The following is a 24717-nucleotide window of genomic DNA, read 5'->3' as shown; positions in this document are numbered from 1 at the left end:
GCTGCGGGGGTGCCATGCCTCCGGCAGGTTGCGTTGGGTCATGGGGTGGGCGTTCCCGTTGCGGACGTACCCTCACCCCGTGCCCTTTCCCGATGGGAGGGGCGCGTGAGCCAGCGGTCGACGGATGGCGGGGTCGATGGGGTCATGGCGCGGATGCTCCCGCAGCGGCCGTGCCTGGATCCCTCTGCGCCGTCGAAAGGGGCTCTGCAGAAGCACCGGCAAACAGGGCGTCCAGGGCGTCCACCAGGGCTGGGTCGAAGCGCCAGGCGTGGATGCCGGGCGCGGCGTCGCTGTCGGAGCCAAGCTCGGCTGCGGTGGCGCGGGCCGCGTCCAGGCCACGGCAGAACAGGTAGCGCACGCCACCGAAGTCGCGGGTGTAGTCGTAGGCCTTGCCCAGGCGGAAGCGCAGCCAGCGATGCAGGGCGACGGTGTAGATCAGCGCCTGCAGCTCGTACTCGCTGTGCGCCATGGCGCGGGCCAGGGCATCGGCGTCGTAGCTGGGCAGGCGGTTGGATTTGTAGTCGAGCACGTACCAGCGGCCGGCCACGGTGTAGGTGAGGTCGATCAGGCCGGTCATCAGGCCTTCCAGCCGCTGCCGCGCACCGAACGCCTGGCGGTCGCTCACCACCCCGAAGCGATGCAGCAATGCGAGCAATGCCTCGACGCGGGTGGGCCGCATGGCGAAGTGGAATTCCATCTCGTTGCGGCGCTGTGGCTCGGGCACGGCGGCCAGGGTGGTGCCTTCGGGCAGGGCGACGGTGAGGGTGTGGCCGATCAGGGCGGTGAGCATGGTCAGGCCGTCGTCCATTTCGTCCTGGGCGTAGCCGCCGCGTTGCAGCGCCTCGAGGATGGCGGCGGCCTGGCCATCGGGTGCCGGCAGGCCGGGGCGCCAGGTTTGCCAGGCGGCGAAGTCGCAGCGTTCGAACACGTCGTGCATCACCACGCCGAAGCGGTTGCCGGCAAAGCGCGGGTCGAAGGTGTCGACCTCGGCGGCTACCGCGATCGCCTCGCTGCCGGACGGCTCGTCGCTGCCGCCACTGCCGACCACGGTGGCGCTGGCCATCGGGTCGGTGGCGGCGCCGGCATCGGCGTTGGCCAGCTGGGTGAAGCTGTAGACCCACCACTCGGGTGCGATATGCCGTTGCGGGGTGCGCGCCGGTGGCACCTGCGCCTCGATCGGTGGCGGCAGGCGCGGCAGGGTGGCGGGCGGCGTGGACGTGTCGACCAGCACTGCGCCCTCGCCGGCCGCGCCCTGCAGCGCGTCGAGCGCGCGCAGCATGCCGGACAGTGCGGTGCGCTCGTGCTGGTGGAACGGGCCGCTGGCGATCCACAGCGCGTGCTCGGCGCGGGTCAGGCCGACGTAGAGCAGGCGGGCGTCTTCGGCGCGTTGTTCCTGCTTCCAGGCGGCTTCGGCCGCGCTCCAGGTCGGGTCTTCTTTATCAGTCTTCCAGTGCAGCTGGCGGCCGAGCTCCGGCGCATGCACCACGCAATGGCGGCCGGCACCCTTGTCGCTGCGGCCGATGCCGATGTACGGCAAAAACACCAGCGGATATTCCAGGCCCTTGCTCTTGTGCAGGGTGACGATCTGCACGCGGCGCGCGTCCGATTCCAGCCGCAGCTGCTGGGCTTCGTCGTTGTCGTCGGCATTGGCGATGCGGCGCGACAGCCAATCGACCAGGCCATGCGGGCCGAGCGCGCGGGCGTCGGCTTCCTGCAGCAGTTCGGCCAGCTGCAGGTAGTTGGTGAGGCGGCGTTCGCCATCGACCAGGGCGAGCAGGCGTTGCCCGTGCGTGGCGCCCAGCTCGCCGATCAGCGCCAGCGGGCCGCCGCGTTGCCAGCGCTCGCGCCAGTCCAGCGCCTGTTGCTGCCAGCGGCGATGCCGCTCGCCGTCGTGTGCGAGTGCGGCGATGGCGGTGGCGTCTTCGCCGATCAGCACGGTGGCCAGGGCGGCGCGCAGGCGGCTGTCGTCGCCGGGGTCGAGCAAGGCCTGCAGCAGGGCGAGCAGTTCCAGCGCTTCGTCGGTGGCGAACAGGCTTTGCTTGCCCGCGGCCACGGCGGGGATGCCCACGGCACCGAGCGCCTGTTGCATGCGCGTGGCCTCGCCGTGGCTGCGCACCAGCACCGCGATATCGCCGGCCTGCACCGGGCGTGCGTTGATGGTGGCGGTGCCGTCGCGGCCACCGGCCAGCCAGTGGCGGATCGCCGCGACACAGGCAGCGGTGGCCAGCTCGCGGGCGCGGCCGGCGCTCCAGGGTTTGGGCTTGCCTTTGGTCGGCGGCGGCGGTTCCGGCGCGCGCCACAGCGTCAATGCCGGTGCGATAGCGCCGTCGCATTGCAGGTCGGCATCGAGACGTTTGGTGCCCGGTTGCACCGGATGGAAGGCGATGCCGTCGGTGAGGAAGGCGTCGGTGTAGCCGGCCTGCGCGTACAGCGCATCAATGGCTGCCAGCACGCCGGGGCGCGAGCGGAAGTTGTGGCTCAGCGGCGGGGCGCGTTCGGCGGTGACCGCAGCGGCCAGATAGGTGCGCACGTCGCCGCCACGGAAGCCGTAGATGGCCTGCTTGGGGTCGCCGATCAGGAACAACGCCGGCGCCAATCCGGCGTCGCGTGCGCGTTTTCCTTGGCCGAACACGTTGGAAAAGATCGACCACTGGCGGTCGTCGGTGTCCTGAAATTCGTCCACCAGCGCGATGGCGTATTGCGCGCGCAGGCGTGTGACCAGGGCGTCGGCCTGCTCGCCTTGCAGCGCGTGTGCGACGCCATCGACCAGGTCGTCGTAGGTCTGCACGCGGCGCTGGCGCTTGAGCAATGCCAATCGTGCGATGGCATCGTCGCGCAACTCGTGCAGCAGCCGGATGCGACGACGGGTGCGCCATTCTTCGACGCGGGCCAATGCAGTGAGATAGCCATCGATCTCGTGGCTCATCGGCGAGCCCGGCGTGCGATCGATAAACTTCTTGTTGGTGCCGGCGGCCAGTTCCGCGGCGGTGAGTTTGATCAGCTTGGCGTGCGGCGCGGTGTTGACCGATGGCGCGGCGGCGAAGCTGTCGAACCAGTGCCATAACGCCGTCAACCACTCGGGCTTGTAGCTGACCTTGCTCAGGATGCCGCCATCGATGGCGGACATGATGGTTTCGAAAAACGCGGTGCCGTGCGCCTGGAATGCAGCGGCCAATGCGGCGCTGGCGTCTTGCACGGCTTGCAGCAGCGCAGCGGAATCGTCGGTGGTCGTGGCTTTGGCCGGCAGCAGCGTTGGATGGCGCACCAGCGCGCGCAGATCGCTGGCCAATGCATCGGGGCCGCCCGACCACAGCGCAATCAGGTCTTCGGCCATCGCCGCATCGGCGGCGCGCTGGCGCCATAGATCGGCGGCGACTTCGCCGAGCAGTTCGCGGTCGTTGGCGAGCAGTTCCGGCGCGGCGAAGGCCTGGCCGCTTTCCAGCGCATGTTCGCGCAGCACACGTGTGCAGAAGCCGTGGATGGTGAACACGGCGGCCAGGTCGATTTCTTCCACCGCCTGTTGCAGGCGGCGGCGTAAGGCGGCGGGTGTTTCGGTGCCGCTGGCCAGATGCGTGGTGAGGATGGTGCGGGTGAGGACGGCGTCGGGTGGTTCCTGTCCGTGCGGCGCTGGGTGGTCTTGGGTTGGCGACTGTGACGGGTTGTTGGCGAAGTCGGTCGCGGCCAGGGCCGCTCCTGCAGAAGGCGATGGCGTATCGCGCACATGCGCTGGAGTCAGCTCATGTGCGGCCGAAGCCGCGCCCACGGACGACGGTGGAGCGTCGGTCGCCAGCGGTGGAGTCGGCTCGGTCGCGACCTGGGCCGCTTCTACAAACGCCAATGCGGCATCGGGGACCAGCGTTGCGGCCAGCACGAGACGTTCGCGGATACGACGGCGCAATTCCTGCGTGGCCGCTTCGGTGAAGGTCACCGCGAGGATCTGGCCGATGCGCAGCCCGCGCTCGACCACCAGCCGGGTGAACAACGTGGCCAGGGTGAAGGTCTTGCCGGTGCCGGCGCTGGCCTCGATCAGGCGCACGCCGTGCAGCGGCAGGTGCAGATACGGATCGGAGAGGGCGTTCATTCGGCATCGTCCTGCGTGCCGTGCCAGTGTCGCCAACTTTCGGTCAGACGTTCCGGATCGAGTACCGCATCGGTGTTGCCGCGTTCGAGCAGGTCGTACACGCGATGGCTGGTGGTGGCGAAATCGGCGAAGCGTTGCGCATCGGCGAACGGGTCGCAGCCGCGATTGACCAGGCGCAGTTCCGGGCTGTGCGATTCGCTCCAGCCGAAGTTGGATTGCCACTGCCCGGCGGCGTCCTTGATGGCCTTGTCCAGATCGTCGCTGCGCGCGGCCTGGTGATATTCCCAGCTGCTGTAGGGCGCGAACGCCAGCGGTGTCTGCAGGCCATGACGATACAGCTGCAGCAGCTCGGCCAACGCACGTTGTGCCTGTGGTTGCGACAGCGGTTCGGGGTCGATGGGATGCGGGCCCAGGCCATCGTCGTGTTCGAAGAAACGCACGTACGGTACGTGCTCGCCGGCGGCGCGCAGCAGCAGCCATTCCAGGCCGTGGCGGATCACATTGCGGCCACTGAGCTGGCCGACCTGCACGCGCCCTACGCCGCTGGCATACCAACCGGGGACGCGGCCGTGCACGTCGATATCGCCGATCTGCACGTGCAACAGGCGCGACTGCGCCGGCGCCTCGCCCCGCCACTGCCGGAATGCCTCTGCGTAGGGGCGCAGGGTTGTCAAAAGTGCATCGAGGTCACGTCGTCCCAACGGGCCAGAGGGCAGCAGCGCGCGGGCACGCAGACGCGCGTACAAGCCATCGGTCGCGCCAGCCAGCACTGCCTCGAACGCATGCTGCTGCAAGCTGTAGTGCTCCAATCCACGCGGCGCTGCGACGAGCGGTTCCAGATCGCTGTCTTCGCCGGCCGGATCGGGCAAGCGCATGCCCAGGCGATGGCGCAGGAACTGCCCCGCCGGGTCGGCGAACAGGCGGCGCAATGCGTCGATCGAGAGGCTGGTCGGCAGCGCGCTGTCGTCTGCCGGCAACGCAGCGGCCACCCACGGTGCGAGCGCCTGGCGCTGCCCGACCAGGCTGTCGACCGCCGGTCGCCACTGGCGGCGATAACTGAAGCGGCGCGGGTCGGCGCCGTCTTCGCCCAGCGCACCGAAGGCGGCGGCGGCGAATGGCTGCAGCGGATGGTGCACCACCAGCATGTCGATCGCCTTGGGATCGGCGTGGTACTGCGCGGCGCTGCCCAGCAATTCGCTGACCAGCACCGACGGTTCGCGCGCGCTGCCATCGCGCGCATCGGCGCCGAGATAGCTCAGGTAGAACACCTCCTGCGCGGAGGCGAACAACTGCAGGAACAGGAAGCGGTCGTCCTCGCGGGTCGAACGATCGCCGTGCCGACGACGCTCGGTGCCCAACTCGGCGGTGAGGCGATTGAGCCCGGCAGCCGGGTCGCGGCGCGGGAAGTCGCCATCGTTCATGCCGAGCAGGCAGATCACGCGGAACGGCAGCAGGCGCATCGGCACCATGCGGCCGAAACTGATCCCGCCGGTGAGCAGCGGCGCGCGCGTGTCGGACTCGCCCAGCACCGCGGCGAAATGCGCACGCACGACGTCGGCGGGCACTTTGCCGGCGTACTCGGCGCGCACTGCGTCGCGGGCGAATTGGTCGATCAGTGTGCGCAGCCGGTCCAGCGCGCGCTGCGCACGCGGCGCTGAGGGCGCTTTGGGAATCAGCGCCTCCAGCAGGCCGAGCAGACGCTCGCGCCACTCGACCGGTGTCATCGCTTGGGCCAACACGGATTGGTGGCGTTCGAGCACGCGCAGCAATCGCAGCAGCGTATCGAGTGCGGCCAGCGCGCTGCCTTCCAGTTGCGGCCATGGCGCCACACCGGCGATGTCGTCCTCGGCCCCGCTGGCATGGCCAAGCAATAGCCGGTCCAGCGCGAAGCGCCAGGTATAGGCATCGTCGCTCGGTGCAAGCAGCTGAGACCGATGCGCCGCATCCAGCCCCCAGCGCGCGCCCGCCGCGTGCAGCCAGCCGCGCAGCCGTTCCAGCGCCGCTTCGTCCAGGCCGGCAGCGTCGGCAATCGGCGCGCTGGCGAGCAGGTCGAGAATTTCATGCAGGCCGAAGCGCGCGATCGGCAAGCCGAGCAAGGTGAGGAACACTTCCGCCAGCGGCTCGCTCGCCAACGGGCTGGCATCGGCCAGCGCGTATGGCAGTGCGTCGTCGTTGCCATGGCTGCCGAACACCGCATCCAGATACGGCACGTACGGGTCGATGTTCGGCGACAGCACCGCGATCTCGCGCGGCTGCAGCGGCGGGTCGAAACGCGTGTCGTCGAGCAAGGCGCGCAGTTGGTCGTGTAGTACCTGCAACTCGCGCAGCCGCGTGTGGCAGGCGTGCACCTGCACGCTGGGGTCGTGCAGATTCACCGCCGACAACAACGCAGGCACAGCGGGCGCGCGGCGATGGAACAGATCGCTCTGCATCCGCCGCAGCAGGCTGTCGCCCAGGCCGCCGTCGGCGAGCGCGCGACGGCCGGACTCCAGCGGATCGGCGTAGGCGGCGATCTCGGCCAGCGGATGCACCACCTCGTAGTCGCCCACCAACGCCATGAAGTCGCGCCCGGCCGCGCCCCAGGCCTGCAGCAACGGGTTTTCCTGCACCTGATCGACGAACAGGTGCACCGCGCCGTCTTCGCGCCGGCGCTGCCACAAGGTTTGCAGATCACCCCAATAGCCTTGCGTGGGCGTGGGCAGATAGAAATGCAGCGTGCCCACGCGCGCCTGCGTGGCCAGCACGCGCAGCACGTCGGGAGAGATATTCAAGATGGCGAAGGCGAACAGGCGCTTGGGCAAGCCCTGCGGCAACGGACCGTCCGGGCGCGCGTGGCGATCCAGATACTGGCCGATGCGGCGCGCACGGTATTGGCGGCCAGACGCGATGCTGCGCCACAAGCGCGCCTGCGGATCGTCGGGGTCGGCGCCGCCTTCCCAGCGCAGCAACCAGTCGCGTCGCCAGGCCTGGTACTTCTCGAACACGTTGCCCAATTCGCCGGCCAGCGCCCACGGCTTGAGCGCATCGCCATCGGACAGATATCCGGCCAACGGCGCCAGCGCTGCATCGCTGCCCAGATCGGCCTGCAGCGCGTCATACAGGCGCCACTGCGTGGTCGCCATGTCCAGATCGTCGTCGGCCGGGCCGAGGTTGCACTCCAGCGCCCGCGCGACGAATTCGCCGGGGGTGAGAAATTCCAGATTGGCCGCCACGCCGTGCTCGGCCGCCAGCGTGGATTGCAGCCAACGCCGCATCGCCACCTGCGGAATCAGCACCACCTCCGGCTGCAGCAACGGCTGCTCCGGCACCGGCTGGCGCAACTCCTGCGCGAGCAAGGCGGCCAGCGTATCCAGCGCATTGGACGGATAGAGACGAAAATCGGGCGCGGAAGGGGCGTGCATGCGTGCATGCATTGTGCAGGATGCGGCCGTGCTGCGCCGTCTGGCGCAGTGCCAGCCATGCATCGCCGCCGCCGCACGGCCAGGAAGCGTCGCGGCGGCGGCGGGCCAACGTCTGCCGGCGACGCGCGACGCCCTCATCCGCCCTTCGGGCACCTTCTCCCGCCAGGCGGGAGAAGGAAGGCAACGCTATTCGCCATCTGCCGGGAGAAGCATGGCAAGGTCAGAGCGCGATCAGTACTTCTTTTCCAGAGTGATCACCCCGGTCTGATCGTCGTTGTTGTCGCCATCGGGAATCCTGCGGTATTCCCGTCGTGTCGACAGGCCCTGCTCGCTCAGCAACGCCGCGCCGATGCCCACCATCAACCGGTTGCGATCGAACGCACTCTGCCGTACACGATGGAACGGGCCGCCAGTGAGGTCGGCATAGCTCAGGGTCGCATCGCCACGGCCCTGGAAAAATCGCGCTGGTATTCCACCCGCAACAAGCGGGGTCAGCCGTCTCCAGCTGACCGCGCGGCGCCATTCCAGAGACAGACCCAGGTTGCCGGTGGTGGGTGACCCACAGCCATGTCGTCCCGACCCCGCTTCGACACAGCCTGCAGTCGAATATCGCGCTGCGTCACGCATGAGACGGCCCGTTGCATCTGCGGCACCCTGATCGTCTGCTTCGGTACAGCGGTCATGCGACAATACTGCACGCGGCGGTTCGGTTATGTTCAGCCGTGTGACAGCTACTCTATTGCGTTGGAATTCTGTTAAAGGCTTCGATGACGGCGTCCGCATCTCCTGTCGTGCAGTTGTCCGGTGTCCGCATCGATCGCGGCGGTCGCAGCATCCTGCGCGACGTTTCGCTCGACGTGCCGCGCGGCAGCATCACGGCCGTGCTCGGTCCTTCGGGTAGCGGCAAGTCCACCCTGCTGGCCGCATTGACCGGCGAACTGCGCCCGGTCGCCGGCACGGTCACCTTGTTCGGCAACGCGATTCCACGTGGCAGTCGCGCGCTGCTGGAGATGCGTCGCAGTGTCGGCGTGCTGCTGCAGGGCAATGGCTTGCTGACCGACCTGAGCGTGGCCGACAACGTCGCGTTGCCGCTGCGCACCCATACCCGCCTGCCGGCGCCGGTGCTGCAACGCCTGGTGCAGATGAAGCTGCACGCGGTGGGGCTGCTGGCCGCTGCCGATGCCTGGCCGCGCGAGTTGTCCGGCGGCATGGCACGGCGTGTGGCGCTGGCGCGCGCGCTGGCGCTGGACCCGCCGCTGATGATCTACGACGAGCCACTGACCGGGCTGGACCCGATCGCCTCGGGCGTGATCATGGCGCTGATCCAGCGCCTCAACCACAGCCTGGGCCTGACCAGCATCATCGTCAGCCACCATGTGCACGAGACGCTGCCGATCTGCGACCAGGCCGTGGTGATCGCCAATGGCGGGATCGTGTTCGCCGGCACGCCGGCGCAACTGCAAGACAGCACCGATCCGCTGGTGCAGCAATTCCTGCACGGTCAGCCGGATGGCCCGATCGCCTTCGATGCCGCGCCGCGGCGCGACCGGAGTGCTGCCTGATGGCCTTCGTCGAATCGATCCGCGCCTTCGGCCGCGCCGGGCTGTTCTCGCTGACCGTGCTGCGCGGCTCGGTGCCCACGCGCGATTTCATCGCCGAGCTGGTGCGCGAGATCTACAAGGTCGGCGCGCGTTCGCTGCCGATCATCGCCGTCGGCGGCGCCTTCGTCGGCCTGGTGCTGACCCTGCAGGGCTACCGCACGCTGACTACCTACGGCGCATCGGACGCCTTGTCCACGCTGCTGGGCCTGTCGCTGTACCGCGAGCTGGCGCCGGTGCTGACCGCGCTGTTGTTCATTGGCCGCGCCGGCAGTTCGATCGCTGCCGAGCTGGGCCTGATGCGCGCCACCGACCAGATCAAGGCGCTGGAGCTGATGGCCATCGACCCGGTGGCCAAGGCGGTGGCACCGCGGTTCTGGGCGGCGGTGCTGACGGTGCCGCTGCTGACCGGGGTGTTCTGCTCGCTGGCCATCACCGGCGGCTACTTCGAAGCCGTCCACGTGCTGGGCATCGACAACGGCACCTTCTGGTCGGGCCTGAGCGGCAGCGTGGATTTCTGGGACGACTTTGGCGTGGCGATGCTCAAGTCGGCGATCTTCGGCGGTACTGCGGCGCTGGTGGCGGCCTACGTCGGCTTCCACGCCGAGCCGACCATCGAAGGCACCTCGATCGCCACCACCCGCGCGGTGGTGAACGCCTCGCTGCTGGTGCTGATGTTCAACTTCGTCCTTTCTGCAATGTTGTTTAGGTGAGTGGAATAACTATGGCCATGCGTGGACCACGACTCGAATTCGCCGTCGGCGCCTTTTTGCTGCTGACCCTGGCCTCGCTGCTGGTGCTGGCAGTGGCCTCGACCAACCAGCGCTGGGGCTTCGGTTCCAGCCAGTACACGCTGATCGCGCGTTTCAGCCAGATCGGCCAGCTGCGTCCGCAGGCGCCGGTGAAGATCGGCGGCGTGACCATCGGCAAGGTGTCGGACATCAGCCTGGACCCGACCAAGTTCGACTCGGTGGTGACGCTGTCGCTGGATACCAAATACAAGGATCTGCCCGCCGACACCTCGGCCGGCATCTTCACCAGCGGCCTGCTCGGCGAAAGCTACATCGGGCTGCAACCGGGCGGCGACCCGGAAACGCTCAAGCCGGGCGAAGAAATCGGCTTCACCCAGCCGGCAGTGGATTTACTGCAGCTGGTTGGCAAGTACATGTTCAGTGGCGGCGGCGACAAGCCGGCCGCCGACGGCCAGGCCGCCGCGCCTGCCCAGACCGCTTCTCCTTCTACGGAACCGCACCAATGAAAACCACCCTGCTTTCCGCCCTCCTGGCCTCGGCCCTGCTGGTGAGCGCACCGGCCACCGTGCTGGCGCAGCCGGCTCCCGCCAGCGCGCCCGCGCAGGGCGCCGCGACCAAGACCGTCATCGACAGCAGCACCCGCATCCTCGGCACGCTGGACCAGCGCCGCGCCGAGTTCCGTGCCAACCCGGCCGCCCTGCGCCAGTACATCAATGGCGAATTGAACAAGGCCTTCGACCGCGACTATTCCGCCCGTCTGGTGCTGGGCGTGCATGGCCGTGGCGCGTCCGATGCAGACGTCAAGCTGTTTGCCGACGCGCTGGCCGAGAACCTGATGCAGCGCTACGGCACCGCGCTGCTCAACTTCGAAGGCAAGCCGACCTTCCGCGCCAAGTCCGAGAGCCCGCTGCCGGGCAACCGCGGCGTCAAGGTCTCCACCGACCTGCTGCGCGCCGGCAACGACCCGACCCCGGTCGATTACCTGATGCGCAATACCGGCGGCCAGTGGAAGATCTTCGACGTGATGATCGAAGGCATTTCCTACGTGCAGACTTTCAAGACCCAGTTCGACGGCCCACTGCGCGAGAAAGGCATCGCCAAGGTCGCCGCCGAGCTGCGCAGCGGCAACCTGCAGGTCGGTGCGGCACCGGCCAATGGCAAGTAACAGCACCGTGCAACGCAATGGCCAGGCGCTGGTCCTGACCGGCGTGCTCGACCGTGACGCGGTGACGGCGGCCTGGCCGCAGGCCGTCGCGCAGCTGGACGGCATTCGCACGCTGGACCTGACAGGTGTACAACGCCTGGACAGTGCCGGCGTGGCGATGCTGGCCGAACTGGCTGCGCGGGTGCGCAGCACCGGTGCCGGTCCCGTCACGGTGGTGGGTGAGGCGTCCGGTCTGGACGAATTACGCGCCGCCTACCGTTTGTCCCCTACCTTCGATTTTCAGGCCTGAGCGCCACCCCATGACCCTGCTTCGTCCCCTCTCCCTGTTGGCCTGCTTGCTGCTTGGCGCCTGCGCCAGCCAGGCGCCGAAATCCGCTCCGCCGCCGGCCAGTGCCGCCGCCGCCCCTGCCCCAGCGCCGGTGCGCGACGACGCCGGAGTGACCGCGCAACCGGCCGCCGCCGGTGTCGCAGCGCCCGATACGGTGCCGGCCGCCGTAGCCGCCGCGCCCACCGCTCAAGCCGGTGCCGCTGCCGGTCCGGATGCACCGGGCACGCCCACGTCCGCCGAAGACGACTTCGCCGCGTTGTACGGCACCAGCACCCCGCAAGCCGGTGCCGACGGAACGCCGGTGCAGCTGGGCGAAGCCCCCTCCTACGACCCCTGGGAGCGCTACAACCGTGGCATGCACCGCTTCAACATGGCGGTGGACCGTGGCGTGGCCCGTCCGTTGGCCACCGCCTACACCAAGGTGGTGCCGCAACCGGCGCGCCTGGGCGTGACCAACTTCTTCGACAACCTCGGCACGCCGTTGACCATGGTCAATCAGCTACTGCAGGGCCACCCGGTGTTCGCGGTGCAGTCGTTGGGACGCTTTGTGATGAACTCCACGCTGGGCGTGGCGGGTCTGTTCGACCCTGCCAGTGCGGCCGGCATTCCGCGCCGTAGCGAAGACTTCGGCCAGACCCTGGGGGTGTGGGGCTGGCGCAACTCGCGCTACTTCGAGTTGCCCTTGTTCGGCCCGCGCACCGTGCGCGACACCTTCGGCCTGGGCGGCGACATTCCGCTCTCGCCGCTGCGCCAGGTCGACGACAGCGGTGTGCGCTTCGCCCTGCAGGGCCTGCAGCTGGTGGACACACGTTCGCAACTGATGTCGCTGGATTCGCTACGCGACCAGGCACCGGACGAATATGCGCTGACCCGTGATGCGTGGATGCAACGCCGCAACTACCAGATCGTGCGCGATCTGCGCAGCCATCGCGAAAAGAACAACGAGCTGCCCGACTATCTGCGCGAGGACAAGGACAGCACCGTGCCGGTGGATGCGATGCCGATCCCGCAGTGGATTCGTTGATCGGTCGAGAGTGCGGTTTGCAGTGAATACGAAAGCCCGGGAGCGATCCCGGGCTTTTTGCTTTGTGGGCATCGTGCAGATGATGACTTCCGTGAGTGGGTGCCACCACGCGACCTTCATCGCTCCGTGTTTTCAGTCCTTGAACCGCTGAGACCACCGGTGCGCAGAAGACCTGGATGACGTTGTAGTCAGCGCTCGGCCACCGCCCCTTCGAAAGTGCGCGGCAGTGCCTCGTAACCGGAACCCAGCAACGTTTTTATGTCGTTGGTCTGCGTTTTGCGGATGAATTCGATGAGACTGGTTCCGGCAAAACGGATCGAGAAGCAGGCACGGTCGATGAGATGGAACGTGAACCCTTCGTCCTGGTCGCGCCGCCAGCACAGATACTCACCATTGACGCTGCTGCCGTAGAAGCGAAGGTCGTCGAAAAAGCGGGCGACGGGACGGCTTTCGTCGTCATCGGGTTCAAGGCAATCGAGATCGCCGATTTTGATGCCGTCTTCCCGGTAGGCCTCGACGAGCGAATGCACCTCATCGTGGATTTCGACGCCTCGGACGAGGAGACCGTCACTGCCGAACATGCTGAACGGCATCTCGATGACGAACAGGCCGTTGGTCGTGCCGTAGCCAAATGTCCGCGCGAAGATCTTGTAGCAGGGCGGCAGCGGGCCGATCTGCGCCTCGACGGCTGAAATCTCTTCGGCAGATGCGGTGCGCGTGATGTTGGAACGATCGAAAAGCTGGGTGAGGTCGTCGTCCATCGAGGGATCCTTCCACTTTCCATTGCCGCAGGCTATTCGGTAGTCGGGTTGAAGCACGCATTTCGCCAGCAGACCGCGTTGCTTGAAAGCAGGAACCTGATGCGCTCATCGCCCTTGATGGGTCGCGGGAGTTCCAATCCTACGATGTGCTTGCCCCTTCGGTGCAACACAGGCAACAGGTAAACAACGGTCGAAAGGACGATGGGCCGCTAGGCGTTTGTCAGCCGGCGCATCACCTGCGCGTGCTCAACGCCGTCTCCACCGCCTCACGCAGGCGTGCATCGTCGGCGGGGACGTCGGGAGCGAAGCGGGCGATGACCTGGCCATCGCGGTCGATCAGGAACTTCTCGAAATTCCACAGCACGCCCGGCGCGGGGTTTGCGGCAATGCCGTAGCCGGCGAGTTTCTCGCGCATCGGGCCATCGCCGGTGGCGCTCGGGCGTGCGCTGGTCAGGGCTTGATACAGCGGATGGATGTCCGCACCGGTGACGGCGATCTTGGAGAACATCGGGAAGGTGACGTCGTAGGTGAGCTGGCAGAACTGCGCGATCTCGGACTCGCTGCCGGGTTCCTGGCCGTTGAAGTCGTTGGCCGGAAAGCCCAGCACTTCCAGCCCCTGCGCCTGCCTGTCGCGGTACAGCGCTTGCAGACCTTCGTACTGCGGGGTCAGTCCGCACTTGGAGGCGACGTTGACCACCAGCAGCACCTTGCCGCGATAGTCGGCCAGCGTGGTGGGCGCGCCGTCGATGGTGGTCAGGGGAATGTCGTGGATGCTCTGGCTCATCGGCGCGTCCTGTTAGCGGAAGAGCCAGAGCATAAACCGCTGGGCGCGCGGGCAGCGATGCAGCGGCGTTCCCCGCCTAGCCCATCAGTCGATGCACAACGCCGCCTGGCCCAGGCCACCGACCACTTCCTGGCGGCAGCCGAAACGGTCGCTGTCGCGCTGGCAGGTCCCCGAGGTGGCGGTACCGGTCGGCACGATGCTGGTCGCCAGGCAATCGCCGCTGCAGTCGGAGTTGTCGGTGCAGGCCTTGCCGGCATCGGCTTACGGGACCACGCAGCGTACCGTCTGCATGCGGCCGACCGGACGCAGTTGCCCGCCTTTTGCCGTGCATTCGGCAGCATCGGCGGAGGCCCCACGCGGTGGTTGCGCTGCAGGTGCTGCAGAACCGGAGGGGGACGTTCCGGAGGGGGACGTTGGTGTGTTGCTGCATGCGGTCAGCAGCAGCGCGCAGACCACTGCGCAGATCCATCGACTCGACATGGCACTCTCTTGTTGGACACGGTGCGTGCAAGCATCGCGTTGGCGATGTCTGCGTGGTGTGCTTGGCGTCGGTGCTGGGTAAGGCGTAGGCGCGGCGCCGCTGCTGGCGGCGCAATCACGTGCAGGAAGCCCGGCGCGCTGCCGACGTCGTCAGTCGCTCCCTGCCAGCGTTCTACACCCACGCCTGCCACACCACAGGTTACGGCCTTGGTGACAGCTTTTGTGTCACAGCGGCATGTGCTGTGTTGCGAGCAGGCCCTGCCAACCCACGCGCATGCGCTCGCGCTTGGCGCGATCCTTATTCCTGCTTATTCCTGCTCGTCGCTGCTGTCGTCGTCGTTGCCGCTGCCGGTGTCGTCGTTGCCGGCATCGTCCAGCAGCGCCTGGGAGTGTTCGCTGGACAGGGTTTCCACACCGCGCAGGCGGCGTTCGATGGTGCGGGTCTTGCGGCTGGCTTCGCCCAGGCTCTTGCCGACCGTGGTGATCTGCCGCTCGGCCTTTTCGAGAATACCGGCGAATTTGCCGAACTCGCTCTTCACCGCGCCCAGCACCTGCCAGACCTCGCTGGAGCGCTTCTCGATCGCCAGCGTGCGGAAGCCCATCTGCAGGCTGTTGAGCAGGGCGGTAAACGTGGTCGGGCCGGCCAGGACCACGCGATGTTCGCGCTGCAGCAGATCGACCAGGCCGGCACGACGGATCACTTCGGCGTACAGGCCCTCGGTCGGCAGGAACATCACCGCGAAGTCGGTCGTCTGCGGCGGGCAGACGTACTTGTCGCTGATCGACTTGGCCTGGATGCGGATGGCGCGTTCCAGCTGCGCGGTCGACGTCTTGATCGCGTCCAGGTCGCCCTTTTCCTGCGCATCGATCAGGCGTTCGTAGTCCTCGCGCGGGAACTTGGCATCGACCGGCAGCCACACCACCGTGTCGTCGCCCCGACCCGGCAGGCGGATCGCGAAGTCCACCGCTTCGGCGCTGTCGGGCTTGACTCGCACGCTGCGCGCGTACTGCTCCATCGTCAGCGTCTGCTCGAGGATGTTTTCCAGCTGCACTTCGCCCCAGCCGCCGCGGTCCTTGACGTTGCTCAGCACGCGCTTGAGATCGCCCACGCCGGTGGCCAGCTGCTGCATTTCGCCCAAGCCGCGCTGCACCTGTTCCAGGCGTTCGGAGACGAGTTTGAAGGAGGCATCCAGCCGCGTATTGAGCGTGGTCTGCAGTTTTTCGTCGACGGTGGCGCGCATCAGTTCGAGCTTGCTGGCGTTGTCGTTCTGCAGGTTGGCCAGCTGTTGTTCCAGGGTGGCGCGCATTTCGCCGATGCGCAGTTCGTTGCGCTGGGTGAGTTCGGTCAGACGTTGGCCGAGGGCCTCGGTGAAGCGCTGCTGCGACTCGCCGGCTTCTTGCCGTCCCTTGCGGGAATCTTCGGCCAGCGCGTCGCGCAGGGCGGCCATATGGGTGTCGGTGCGTGCGATCAGCTCGGTCAGCTGCTGGCCGAACACCTGGATGCGGGTTTCCTGCTGCTGGCCGAAGCCGTCCAGCTGGGTGCGCAGTTCGGTGAGCCGCAGGGTGAGCAGTTCACCGGTGCGCTGTTGCGCAAGGCCGCTTTCTTCGCGCGCCTTGCGTGCGTCTTCGCCGAGTGCGTCGCGCAACAGGTCCAGGCGCTGATCGGTACGCGTGGACAGTTCGGTGAGATTGCGCGCGAAGGTTTCCAGGCGGCCGTCCTGCTGCCGCGCCAGGCCTTCGAGCTGCTCGCGCAATTCGCCGCGGCCGTCGCGCTGCTCGGCGCGCAGCGCCAGCTCCAGGCCGCTGGTGGAAGGGCGTCGCAGCAATGCGATCAGCTGCAACACGAGGACTACGACGAGCAGTCCGAGAAGGATCAGGGATTCGGATGACATGCGCGCAGTGTAGCGGTGTCGGTCGCACCAGCTGCGTCAGTGGCGTGCCGGCTGGATGCGTCGGTGCGGAACCATGGCGCGGGTCTGGGTCGAGTGGTGCGCGTTCGCGCTGCGCCGGGCGTGGGCGTGGGCGTGCGCGATGGCGGGTGCCAGGTTCGGGGCGGCCTGGCGATGCGTTAAGGTTGTTGCTCTCCCGCTCTGCCGCCGATCATGCTTGAGCTCTACGGAAAGCCGACCTCGATCAACGTGCGCAAGGTGCTGTGGCTGTGCGAGGAACTGGCGCTGGACTACATGCTGCACGCGTATGGCAGCGGGTTCGCACCGGTGGAGACGCCGGCGTTTCGCGCGCTCAATCCCAATGCACTGGTGCCGGTGATTCGCGACGGCGATGTGGTGCTGTGGGAGTCGAACACGATCTGTCGGTATCTGGCCGCGCGTGCAGGTCGCGCCGACCTGTTGCCCACGGCTCCCGCTGCACGTGCGCTGGTCGAGCAATGGATGGACTGGCAGGCCACCGAACTCAACACCGCCTGGCGTTACGCGTTCATGGCCACGGTGCGCGGCAGTCCGGCACATACCGATGCGCAGGCGATCGCGGCAAGCGTGCACGCGTGGAATCGGCACATGGCCATCCTGGACGCGCAGCTGCAACGCGGCGGCCCGTTTGTGCTCGGGGCGGATTTCAGCTTGGCCGATCTCGTGTTGGGGCTATCGACGCAGCGCTGGTTTGCCAGCCCGATCGAGCGCCCGGTGTTGCCGGCGGTGGCGGCGTATTACGCACGCCTGAAGACACGTACCGGGTTTCAACGTCATGGCTGCAACGCGCCGTAGACGCTACCTGCTGCCGCGCCGGCGCCGACGCATGACCTTGGACCGATAGCATTGCTGCGGCGCGTTGGGCCACACTCGGGAAATTCTTTGATTCCCGCGAGGTCCGCATGTCGTCTTGGCTCAGGCGCAAATCCATCGATCAGGTCACCGTGCACGAGGCCGGCCGGCAGCTGGTCCGTAGCCTGAGTTGGCCGCATCTGATCGCGCTCGGCATCGGCGCGATCGTCGGTACCGGCATCTACACGCTGATCGGCGTGGGCGCGGACAAGGCCGGCCCGGCGGTGCTGGTGTCGTTCGTCGCCGCCGGCATCGTATGCGCCTGCGCGGCGCTGGCGTATGCCGAGATGGCCACGATGATGCCGGCCGCCGGCAGCGCCTACACCTACAGCTACACCGCGCTCGGCGAGAGCATCGCCTGGGTGGTGGGCTGGAGCCTGGTGCTGGAATATTCGCTGGTGGTCAGCACCGTGGCGGTGGGCTGGTCGGGCTACTTCGTCGGCTTCCTGCAGTGGTTGGGGGTCAATCTGCCGCATGCCTTGATCGCCGGGCCGCACGCCGGCGGCATCGTCAACCTGCCAGCGGTGGTGATCACCTTCCTGGTGGCCGGCATGCTGATGGCCGGCACCAAGGAAAGCGCCACGCTCAATGCGGTGCTGGTGGTGCTGAAGATCATCGCGCTGGGGGTGTTCGTGGCGATCGCGTTGCCGGCGTTCGACAGCGCCAACCTGCAGCCGTTCATGCCGTATGGCTTCTCCAAGGCGGAAGGCCCGGATGGCGTGGAGCGCGGGGTGATGGCGGCGGCGGCGATCATCTTCTTCGCGTTCTATGGCTTCGATGCAATCTCCACTGCGGCCGAAGAGACCAAGAACCCGGGCCGCGATCTGTCGATCGGCATCGTCGGTTCGATGATCGGCTGCACGCTGATCTATGTGCTGGTGGCGTTGTCGGCGGTGGGCGCGATGAGCTTCACCGTGTTCGGCAAGAGCCCGGAGCCGTTGGCGCTGATCCTGCGCGAACTCGGCCACGGCAAGGCAGCGTTGGTGATCGGCGCGGTGGCGATCATCGCGCTGCCGACGGTGTTGCTGGCGTTCCTGTACGGGCAGAGCCGCATCTTCTTCGTGATGTCGCGCGATGGCCTGCTGCCGCGTGGGCTGTCCAAGGTCAACGCCCGCACCGGCACGCCGGTGGCGACGACGTTGTTCACGGCGGTGCTGGTGGCGGCGTTGGCAGGCGTGGCGCGGCTGGACGAAATTGCCGCATTGGCCAATGCCGGGACCCTGGCCGCGTTTACTGCAGTGGCGGCGTGTCTGCTGGTGCTGCGCGTGCGCGAACCGGGCCGTGCGCGCTCGTTCCGCACGCCGCTGGCGTGGGTGGTGGGGCCGGTGGCGATCGGCGGCTGTCTGTACCTGTTCTGGAGCCTGCCGAGTAGGACGCAGCTGTGGTTCCTGCTGTGGAATGCGCTGGGTGTGGTGGTGTATGTGGCGTACGGGCGGCACATGAGTCGGTTGAATCAGGCGAACTGAGAGCCTGCCTTCTGCTGCCTCGGGAGCTCGCACCCTGCATGCTATGCGGGGTGCCCTGGAGACCGATGGTGCTGCTGCATCGACCCCGCATGGGGTGCAGCGCCTCGATTCTGGCGGCAGCAGTACGCCTGCATTTGCAAGGAGTGAACAATGGATACGATCGTTGTACCCGACGACGGCGACTGGAGCTGCGTTGCCGACCCGACCAACGCAATCTCCCGATGGGAGCGTGAGACGGGCAAGCAGGTACCGGAGGATTATCGCCGTTTCATGGTCAACTATAACGGCGGCCGGATCTATCCCTTGATCTTCGACATGAAGATTCCCGTCGGTGCGGACCCAATGCAGGATTCCGCAACATTCGTGAACTGCCTTTATTCCTGGAGTTTTGTCGAGGACATCTGGAACGGTGGCACATTCGACAGGCGCAACCCACCGAATATGCTGGTGATCGGCTCCAACCCGGGAGGCATAGAAATTCTGTTGGGCGTCGATGAGCGCTCTTACGGCAAGGTCTATTTATGGCTGCATTCGCTCAGTGCCTGGGGAGCGGAAAACAACAATAAGGTCTGGGAGCAAGCCGGCTCCTTCCGCGAATTCGTCGCGTCGCTGTATGAAAATCGCGACAAGGAAGGACATGACTACTGGTATATCCCCAGGTACCAGGGTCTGGAAAGGACGGTGGCGTTCTAAGGATCTGCGTCTGTGCGCCACGTAGACATGTGTCCCAGTCCGACCGTTCTGTCGATGTCTTGAGCGTTGTGCACCTGGATACGGTCGGTGCAGAGCGGGTGCCGGCGAAAAGGGATGCGTCGCCAGGCGTCTGCAAAGAACACGCATCCCCCGCAAGGCTCACGCCTCGCCAGAGCCGTACCCTCACCCCCGATCGCTCTGCCGCACTGTCACCCGGGGCAGAGTGGCTTCAAGCTGCACGCCGCTGCCTGGTGCTTGCAGCACCGCCGTGTCGGATCACGGCGCGGCGGCAGGTGTCGCGCAGAACGACGTCGGCAGTGCGTCGGGGTGCGTGCCCCAGCCCTGGGTCGGCGCCTGTTTGGTGAGTGCGAACGACAGCGTGCCGCCCTGCTGCAGCTGGGCCCAGTCCAGGAACACCCGCGTCTGCGGTGTGCCGTTGAAACGCACGCCCTGCACGTATTGCAGCGCGCGGCCGTCGGCACCGGGCGCATCGATGCGCAGGCGTTTGCCGTTACCCAGGTCCAGCGTGACCCGCTTGAAGCGCGGGGCGTGCAACAGGAACTCGCCGCTGCCGGGCACCGCCGGATACATGCCCAAGGCGCTGAACAGATACCAGGCCGACATCGTGCCGAGGTCGTCATTACCGGTAACGCCGTTGGGCGCGTTGGTGAACAGTTGCTGCGCGGCGCGCACCACGGTGGCGGTCTTCCACGGTTGGCCGATCAGCGTGTACATCCACGGCGCGTGCAGGTCGGGTTCGTTGTTGGGGTTGTAGCGGTACTGGTTGTAGTAGCTGTACGGGCCCACCACCCAGTGCGTGCGCGCGGCAGTGAGCGGATCCTTCAGCAGGTCGTCGTAGGCAAAGAAGGCGTCCAGCCGTTTACCTGCCTGTTCGCTGCCGTGCATGGCCTGCAGCATGCCGGGGATGTCCTGCTGCACCAGCCATTGGTATTGCCAGGCGGTGCCTTCATGGAAGCCGTGCTGCGAGCGCGGGCTGTAGCGGTCGTCCGAGGGCGCGTACCAGCTGCCGTCTTCCAGGCGCGGCCGTGGAAATCCACTGAAGCCGGTATCCGCATCGCGCACGCTGGCATCCCAGACGCTGTGCCAGTTACCGCCGCGTTTGCGTAGCTGCGCGCTGTCGTCGGGGTGGCCGAGCGCTTGCGCCATCTGCGCCAGCGCGCAGTCGGCCAGCGCGTATTCCAGCGTGGCCGAGCCGCCGTGGTGCGGGTCCACGTCCATGCCCTTGGACGGAAACGCGCGGTCGTATTGCACGAAGCCGTTGGCCAGGTAACTGGCGTTGCCGGAGCGGCCGGCGTGGCGCGAATTGATCGGCGGTTGTTCGAAGGCGTTCTGACGCAGCGCTGCATAGGCGTCGGCCTCGTTGCCCTGCAGCGCGCCGAAACGCCATAGATCCACCAGGAATGGCGTGACCGGGTCGCCGGTCATGATGTTGGTGTCGAAGTTGGCGTAGCCCCAGCGTGGCAACCAGCCGCCTTGCTGATGGATCGCCAGCAGCGAGCGGCCGATGTCGCGCGCGCGCGCCGGCTGCAGCAAGGCGAGCAACTGGTTCTGCGAGCGGTAGGTGTCCCAGAGCGAGAAATATTCGTAGTAGGTCCAGCCGTCGGCGCGGTGGATCGCACCGTCATAGCCGCGATAACGGCCATCGGCATCGCTGCCGGTGAGCGGCTGCAACAAGGCGTGGTACAGCGCGGTGTAGGCCACGGTGCGGTCGTCGGCGCTTGCGCCATCCAGCTGCATGCCGGCCAGTTCCTTGCGCCAGGCTTGCTGCGCGCGCTGGCGCATCTGCTCCAGGCCCAGCAGCGTGCCACCGTGCATAGCGTCGGCGCGCAGGTTGTTGCGCGCGCCTTCGGCATCCACGTGCGAGATGGCGCTGACCACGGTCACGGCCCGCGCGCTCTTGTTGTTGCCTAGCGGGAAACTGAGCCAGGCACCGTTGGGCTTGAGTTCGCCGCCCATGCTATGGCGCGCGTCGGGCACGCCGCCGCCTTCGCCCCAGACACCATGCGCGGTAAACGGGCGGTCGAATTCCAGCCGGAACCAGGTGGTGTACTCGTGGCCGCCGCAGAAACTCTGTGTGGTCAGTTTGCCCTCGACCACGCGGTCGCCGACCACCTGCACCTGGCTGCCGATCACCACGTGGCGATCGTTGGCCTGGCCGAGGTTGACCAGCAGGTGGCCGGTGTCGGCGCCGGGCGCGAAGGTATAGCGCTCGGCGGCGGCGCGGGTGAGCGCGGTGGCTTCGGCGTCGATGCCGCCGTAGTCGGTCAGGCGCACCTTGTAGTAGCCGGCCTGGCCCACTTCGCCGTCATGGGTGTAGCGCGCCGCGTAACGGGTCTGGTCGAAGGCCTTGGCATCGCCGGTATCGAAATCGCCACCAGGACCGATGCGGCCGGTGACCGGCAGCACCGAGACCTGTCCGCCCTGCTCCCAGCAACCCGCGCCGGACAGGAACGAGTGGCCAAAACCGCGAATGCTGGGGTCGTCGTAGCGCCAGCCGGCATAGTGCGCGCCGATCGGGCTGACCTGGACCAGCCCGAACGGCGCCGACGCGCCAGGGAAGGTATTGCCGTCGTCCTTGCTGCCGATGAAGGTGTTGACCTGCGCCGGGTCCTGCGCGGCCAGCGGACCGGCCAGTGCCGCGCCGAGCAGGCACAGGCCGGCAGCGGCGCGGCGGCGCCAGGAGGTCGATGAAGCGGGCGGTGCAGCGGCAACGCAGTTCACGGCAACGAGCATGAGTACCCCTCGGGGAACGGAGAAAGCGGTCATCGGCCGACGGCCATTCGGCTTCGACACGATGTGGACGAGTGTGCTTTGGATCGATCCAAACATGGCGCGACGTCGGTCACGGGTCGCGCCAAGCGTAGGCAACACATCGCCCGCACGCCACCTTGCGCCGCAGCAGCGCGGTCGGTTGCAGCACCTGCGGGCATAAAAAAGCCCGGTCGGTGACCGGGCTTGGCGTTGCTGGCGTGGCGGCGGGCCGTCACACCTGTAGCGCGCGACTCAGATCCAGCGCATGCCTTCGAACGGGTTCCAGCTGGTGCTGCCCTTCACCTTGTCCAGGTAATAGGCGTAGTTGGCGATCATGCCGGTCAGCAAGGACATGGGCAGGAACAGCGCATTCTGGAACGGCGCCGGCAGGAACGAGGCGATGATGCCGACCGCCAAACTGATGCCGATCAGGCTCAACGCCTTGCGCCACAGACCGATGATGAAGAAGTAGATGCAGCCGAAGAAGAAGGCATAGAAATTCATGCCGATCTTGACCTTTTCGCCGAAGCTCAGCGTCTTGAGCGCTTCTTTGTAGCTCGGCTCCTTGGGGCCGCCATGGCGGTCGAAGAAATCGAAGCGGAACTGCCACTTGGGGCTGAGCTGGGTACGATCGAGGGTGTCCATTCCAATCCATGTAGTTGAAAACGGTTACATGATAAAGGATCGCGTATTCATCCGCGTATTGGTCCGGGTGCGCTCGTTGGGGGACGTCAGCCGCCGATCAGCTTCGCCGGGTACTGCCATGCAGCCGCGTGGACGGGGCTAGCGCCCCTGGCTGATGCCGCTTCCGCGGCGGGCGCGGCGCTGCGCATACAGCGCGCGGTCGGCGCGATCGACCACCGCCGCCAGGGCTTCGCCGGGGTGACGCAAGGCCGTGCCCAGGGTGAAGCGAATCGGCGCCTGGTCGATGGCGGCCATGTAGCCGCGCGCAGCCGCCTCCAGTTGCGGCGCCTCAGGCTGGTGCAGCAGCACCAGGAACTCGTCGCCGCCCAGACGGACCAGGCAGTCCTGCGGGCGTAGCGGTTGGTTGAGGAACCATGCCATCTGCACCAGCACCTCGTCGCCGCGCAGGTGGCCGTGGGTGTCGTTGACCAGCTTGAACTTGTCCAGATCCACCACGATGCAGCCCCAGCCCACGCCGGGGTCGCGCTTGTCCAGCTCGTCGAGGAAGCGCCGGTTGTAGCAATTGGTCAGCGGGTCGGTGAACGACCATTCCAGCAGCTGCTTTTCCTGCTGGTGCTGGGTGGTGATGTCCTGGGCATGCCCCAGCACGAGGGTGGCGTCCGATTCGACGTCCAGCACATTGTGGTACTGCCAGTTCCGCAGGCTGCCATCGCTGGCGATCAGCTCGATCACCCCTACATGCTGGCCGTCGAGCGCGATGCGCGACAGATAGGCCTGCAAGGCGCCGTGCCGCTCGGGGCGCACGAAGTCCAGCAACGCGCGGCCTTCCATCTCGCCCACGCTGCGTCCCAGCGAACGTGCGGCGGCCGGGTTGACGCTGATCAGGCGACCTTCGATGTCATGGGTGCAGATCAGGCCCAGGCTGTACTGGAACATGTTGCGGAACTTGCGCTCGCTGGCGGCCAGCGCGGCCAGCACGCGGTGGCGATCGGTCACGTCCTGGACCGCGCCGATCAAGCGCTTGCGTCCGTCCACCTGTTCCAGCGAACCGGCGCTGTGCACCCACAGCCGCCGGCCGGTGGCGCTGACCAGCGGCAGCTCCAGATCCCATGGGATGCCATCGCGTACGCAGGCTTCGACCGCCGCAGTGATCACGGCGCGCGCCTCCACCGGATAGAACTCGATCGCCTCGTCCAGCCTCGGCCGGTAGCCGGCGGGCAGATCGTGCAGGCGGCAGGTCTGGTCCGACCAGGTCAGCGCGCCACTGGCCACATCCACTTCCCAGCCGCCAACCCCGGCGACCCGGCCGGTGCGCTCCAGGAACCCTTCGCTCTCGCGCAGGCGCTGCTGCAGTTGTTCGTTGGCGGCTTGACGCTCCAGCATCAGCCGGCGCTGTTCCAGGCCTTCGGCGGCGACCTTGGCCAACTGCTGCAGCGCCTGCAACTGCGAAGGCTCCAGCGCGCGCGGGCGCTGGTCGATCACGCAGACCGTGCCCATGCGCAGCCCATCGGACAACACGATCGGCGCGCCGGCGTAATAGCGGATACCGGGTGCGCCGGTCACCATGGCGTTGTCGCTGAAGCGCGGATCGGCCGGAGCATCGCGCACCTCCATCACCACATCGTCCTGGATGGCATGGGCGCAGAACGCCAGCTCGCGTGGCGTTTCGCTCGCGCCGGGCAGGCCGATATTGGCTTTCCACCACTGGCGCTGCTCGTCTACCAGCGAAACCAGCGCGATCGGGGTGCCGGCGATCGCCTGCGCGGCGGCCGCCAACGCATCGAAAAACGGCTCGGCGTCGGTATCGACCACCTGCAGCAACGCCAGACGCGCCAGGCGCTGCGCTTCACTGGCGGTGGACGATACGTCGGTGTCGCATGGATTCAACGGTCTGCTCACTGATCCCCAGGCAATCCGCGCAGTCTAGCGGAATGGGTATACGTGCTAAATGCAGCGTTGCGTCCGCGCTGACTCAGATGCGCCATCG

General features: G+C 67.1%; 16 protein-coding genes and 3 pseudogenes. 9 read left to right on the top strand and 10 right to left on the bottom strand.

Features of this window, described 5'->3' with window-relative positions; genetic code table 11:
• Positions 1-38: 38 nt before the first annotated feature.
• The 3 genes and pseudogenes from recB to GGR61_RS14930 all read right to left on the bottom strand — a co-directional run.
• Positions 39-4081 (bottom strand): annotated as a pseudogene (gene recB / locus GGR61_RS14940) (exodeoxyribonuclease V subunit beta).
• Positions 4078-7482 carry an exodeoxyribonuclease V subunit gamma gene (gene recC, locus GGR61_RS14935; RefSeq protein WP_184622327.1) on the bottom strand — a complete coding sequence of 1135 codons (3405 nt, stop codon included), beginning with the start codon at positions 7480-7482 and terminating at the stop codon, positions 4078-4080. Before recC ends, recB begins: the two are co-directional and overlap by 4 nt.
• A gap of 231 nt (positions 7483-7713) precedes the next feature.
• Positions 7714-8040: pseudogene (locus GGR61_RS14930) on the bottom strand (autotransporter outer membrane beta-barrel domain-containing protein); the annotation flags it as partial.
• Between the two features lie 209 nt (positions 8041-8249).
• Between GGR61_RS14930 and GGR61_RS14925 the strand changes: the two are divergent.
• From GGR61_RS14925 to GGR61_RS14900, 6 genes are read left to right on the top strand one after another with little or no spacing between them, the layout of a single operon-like run.
• Positions 8250-9044 (top strand): ATP-binding cassette domain-containing protein, encoded by a 795-nt coding sequence (locus tag GGR61_RS14925; protein WP_184408258.1) that lies wholly within the window; start codon positions 8250-8252, stop codon positions 9042-9044.
• A complete protein-coding gene (locus GGR61_RS14920) occupies positions 9044-9793 on the top strand; it encodes an MlaE family lipid ABC transporter permease subunit (RefSeq protein ID WP_184622326.1) in 750 nt (249 codons plus the stop codon). The genes GGR61_RS14925 and GGR61_RS14920 overlap by 1 nt, the downstream gene beginning before the upstream one ends.
• 11 nt (positions 9794-9804) lie before the next feature.
• The gene (gene mlaD / locus GGR61_RS14915) at positions 9805-10338 is read left to right on the top strand and encodes an outer membrane lipid asymmetry maintenance protein MlaD (protein ID WP_184408260.1); all 534 of its coding nucleotides are present in this window, start codon (positions 9805-9807) and stop codon (positions 10336-10338) included.
• A complete protein-coding gene (locus GGR61_RS14910) occupies positions 10335-10997 on the top strand; it encodes an ABC transporter substrate-binding protein (protein WP_184408261.1) in 663 nt (220 codons plus the stop codon). Before mlaD ends, GGR61_RS14910 begins: the two co-directional genes overlap by 4 nt.
• Positions 10987-11286, top strand: a complete 300-nt coding sequence (locus GGR61_RS14905) for an STAS domain-containing protein (protein ID WP_184408262.1) — start codon at positions 10987-10989, stop codon at positions 11284-11286. Before GGR61_RS14910 ends, GGR61_RS14905 begins: the two co-directional genes overlap by 11 nt.
• A gap of 10 nt (positions 11287-11296) precedes the next feature.
• A complete protein-coding gene (locus GGR61_RS14900; RefSeq protein WP_184622323.1) occupies positions 11297-12349 on the top strand; it encodes a VacJ family lipoprotein in 1053 nt (350 codons plus the stop codon).
• Positions 12350-12537: 188 nt separating this feature from the next.
• Here the strand turns inward: GGR61_RS14900 and GGR61_RS14895 are convergent, their stop codons facing one another.
• From GGR61_RS14895 to rmuC, 4 genes and pseudogenes are all read right to left on the bottom strand, one after another.
• Positions 12538-13110: an SMI1/KNR4 family protein gene (locus GGR61_RS14895; RefSeq protein ID WP_184622321.1), complete on the bottom strand. Its 573-nt coding sequence runs from the start codon at positions 13108-13110 to the stop codon at positions 12538-12540.
• 232 nt (positions 13111-13342) lie between these two features.
• On the bottom strand, positions 13343-13894 hold the full coding sequence (locus tag GGR61_RS14890; RefSeq protein ID WP_184622319.1) for a glutathione peroxidase: 552 nt from the start codon (positions 13892-13894) through the stop codon (positions 13343-13345).
• An 84-nt stretch (positions 13895-13978) separates the two neighbouring features.
• Positions 13979-14374, bottom strand: a pseudogene (locus GGR61_RS14885) (hypothetical protein).
• A gap of 308 nt (positions 14375-14682) precedes the next feature.
• A complete protein-coding gene (gene rmuC, locus GGR61_RS14880; RefSeq protein ID WP_184622318.1) occupies positions 14683-16266 on the bottom strand; it encodes a DNA recombination protein RmuC in 1584 nt (527 codons plus the stop codon).
• 210 nt (positions 16267-16476) lie between these two features.
• Between rmuC and GGR61_RS14875 the strand changes: the two genes are divergently transcribed.
• From GGR61_RS14875 to GGR61_RS14865, 3 genes are all read left to right on the top strand, one after another.
• Positions 16477-17097, top strand: coding sequence for a glutathione S-transferase (locus tag GGR61_RS14875; protein ID WP_184622316.1), 621 nt, complete (start codon positions 16477-16479; stop codon positions 17095-17097).
• 107 nt (positions 17098-17204) lie between these two features.
• The gene (locus GGR61_RS14870) at positions 17205-18620 is read left to right on the top strand and encodes an amino acid permease (RefSeq protein WP_184408269.1); all 1416 of its coding nucleotides are present in this window, start codon (positions 17205-17207) and stop codon (positions 18618-18620) included.
• A gap of 150 nt (positions 18621-18770) precedes the next feature.
• Positions 18771-19313, top strand: a complete 543-nt coding sequence (locus GGR61_RS14865; RefSeq protein WP_184408270.1) for an SMI1/KNR4 family protein — start codon at positions 18771-18773, stop codon at positions 19311-19313.
• Positions 19314-19589: 276 nt separating this feature from the next.
• On the opposite strand, the gene GGR61_RS14860 is transcribed toward GGR61_RS14865, so the two are convergent.
• The 3 genes from GGR61_RS14860 to GGR61_RS14850 all read right to left on the bottom strand — a co-directional run bounded on the left by GGR61_RS14860 (position 19590) and on the right by GGR61_RS14850 (position 24617).
• Positions 19590-22067 carry a GH92 family glycosyl hydrolase gene (locus tag GGR61_RS14860; protein WP_184622314.1) on the bottom strand — a complete coding sequence of 826 codons (2478 nt, stop codon included), beginning with the start codon at positions 22065-22067 and terminating at the stop codon, positions 19590-19592.
• A gap of 270 nt (positions 22068-22337) precedes the next feature.
• Positions 22338-22730: a DUF2628 domain-containing protein gene (locus GGR61_RS14855; RefSeq protein WP_184622312.1), complete on the bottom strand. Its 393-nt coding sequence runs from the start codon at positions 22728-22730 to the stop codon at positions 22338-22340.
• A 138-nt stretch (positions 22731-22868) separates the two neighbouring features.
• Entirely contained in the window at positions 22869-24617 is a 1749-nt protein-coding gene (locus tag GGR61_RS14850; RefSeq protein WP_184622309.1) for a diguanylate cyclase, read from the bottom strand.
• Positions 24618-24717 lie beyond the last annotated feature (100 nt).

The organism is Xanthomonas sp. 3058 (assembly GCF_014199765.1).
Taxonomy (GTDB): domain Bacteria; phylum Pseudomonadota; class Gammaproteobacteria; order Xanthomonadales; family Xanthomonadaceae; genus Xanthomonas; species Xanthomonas campestris_B.
Note: the sequence above shows the minus strand (reverse complement) of the source record. Positions and strands in the feature narration are given on the sequence as shown.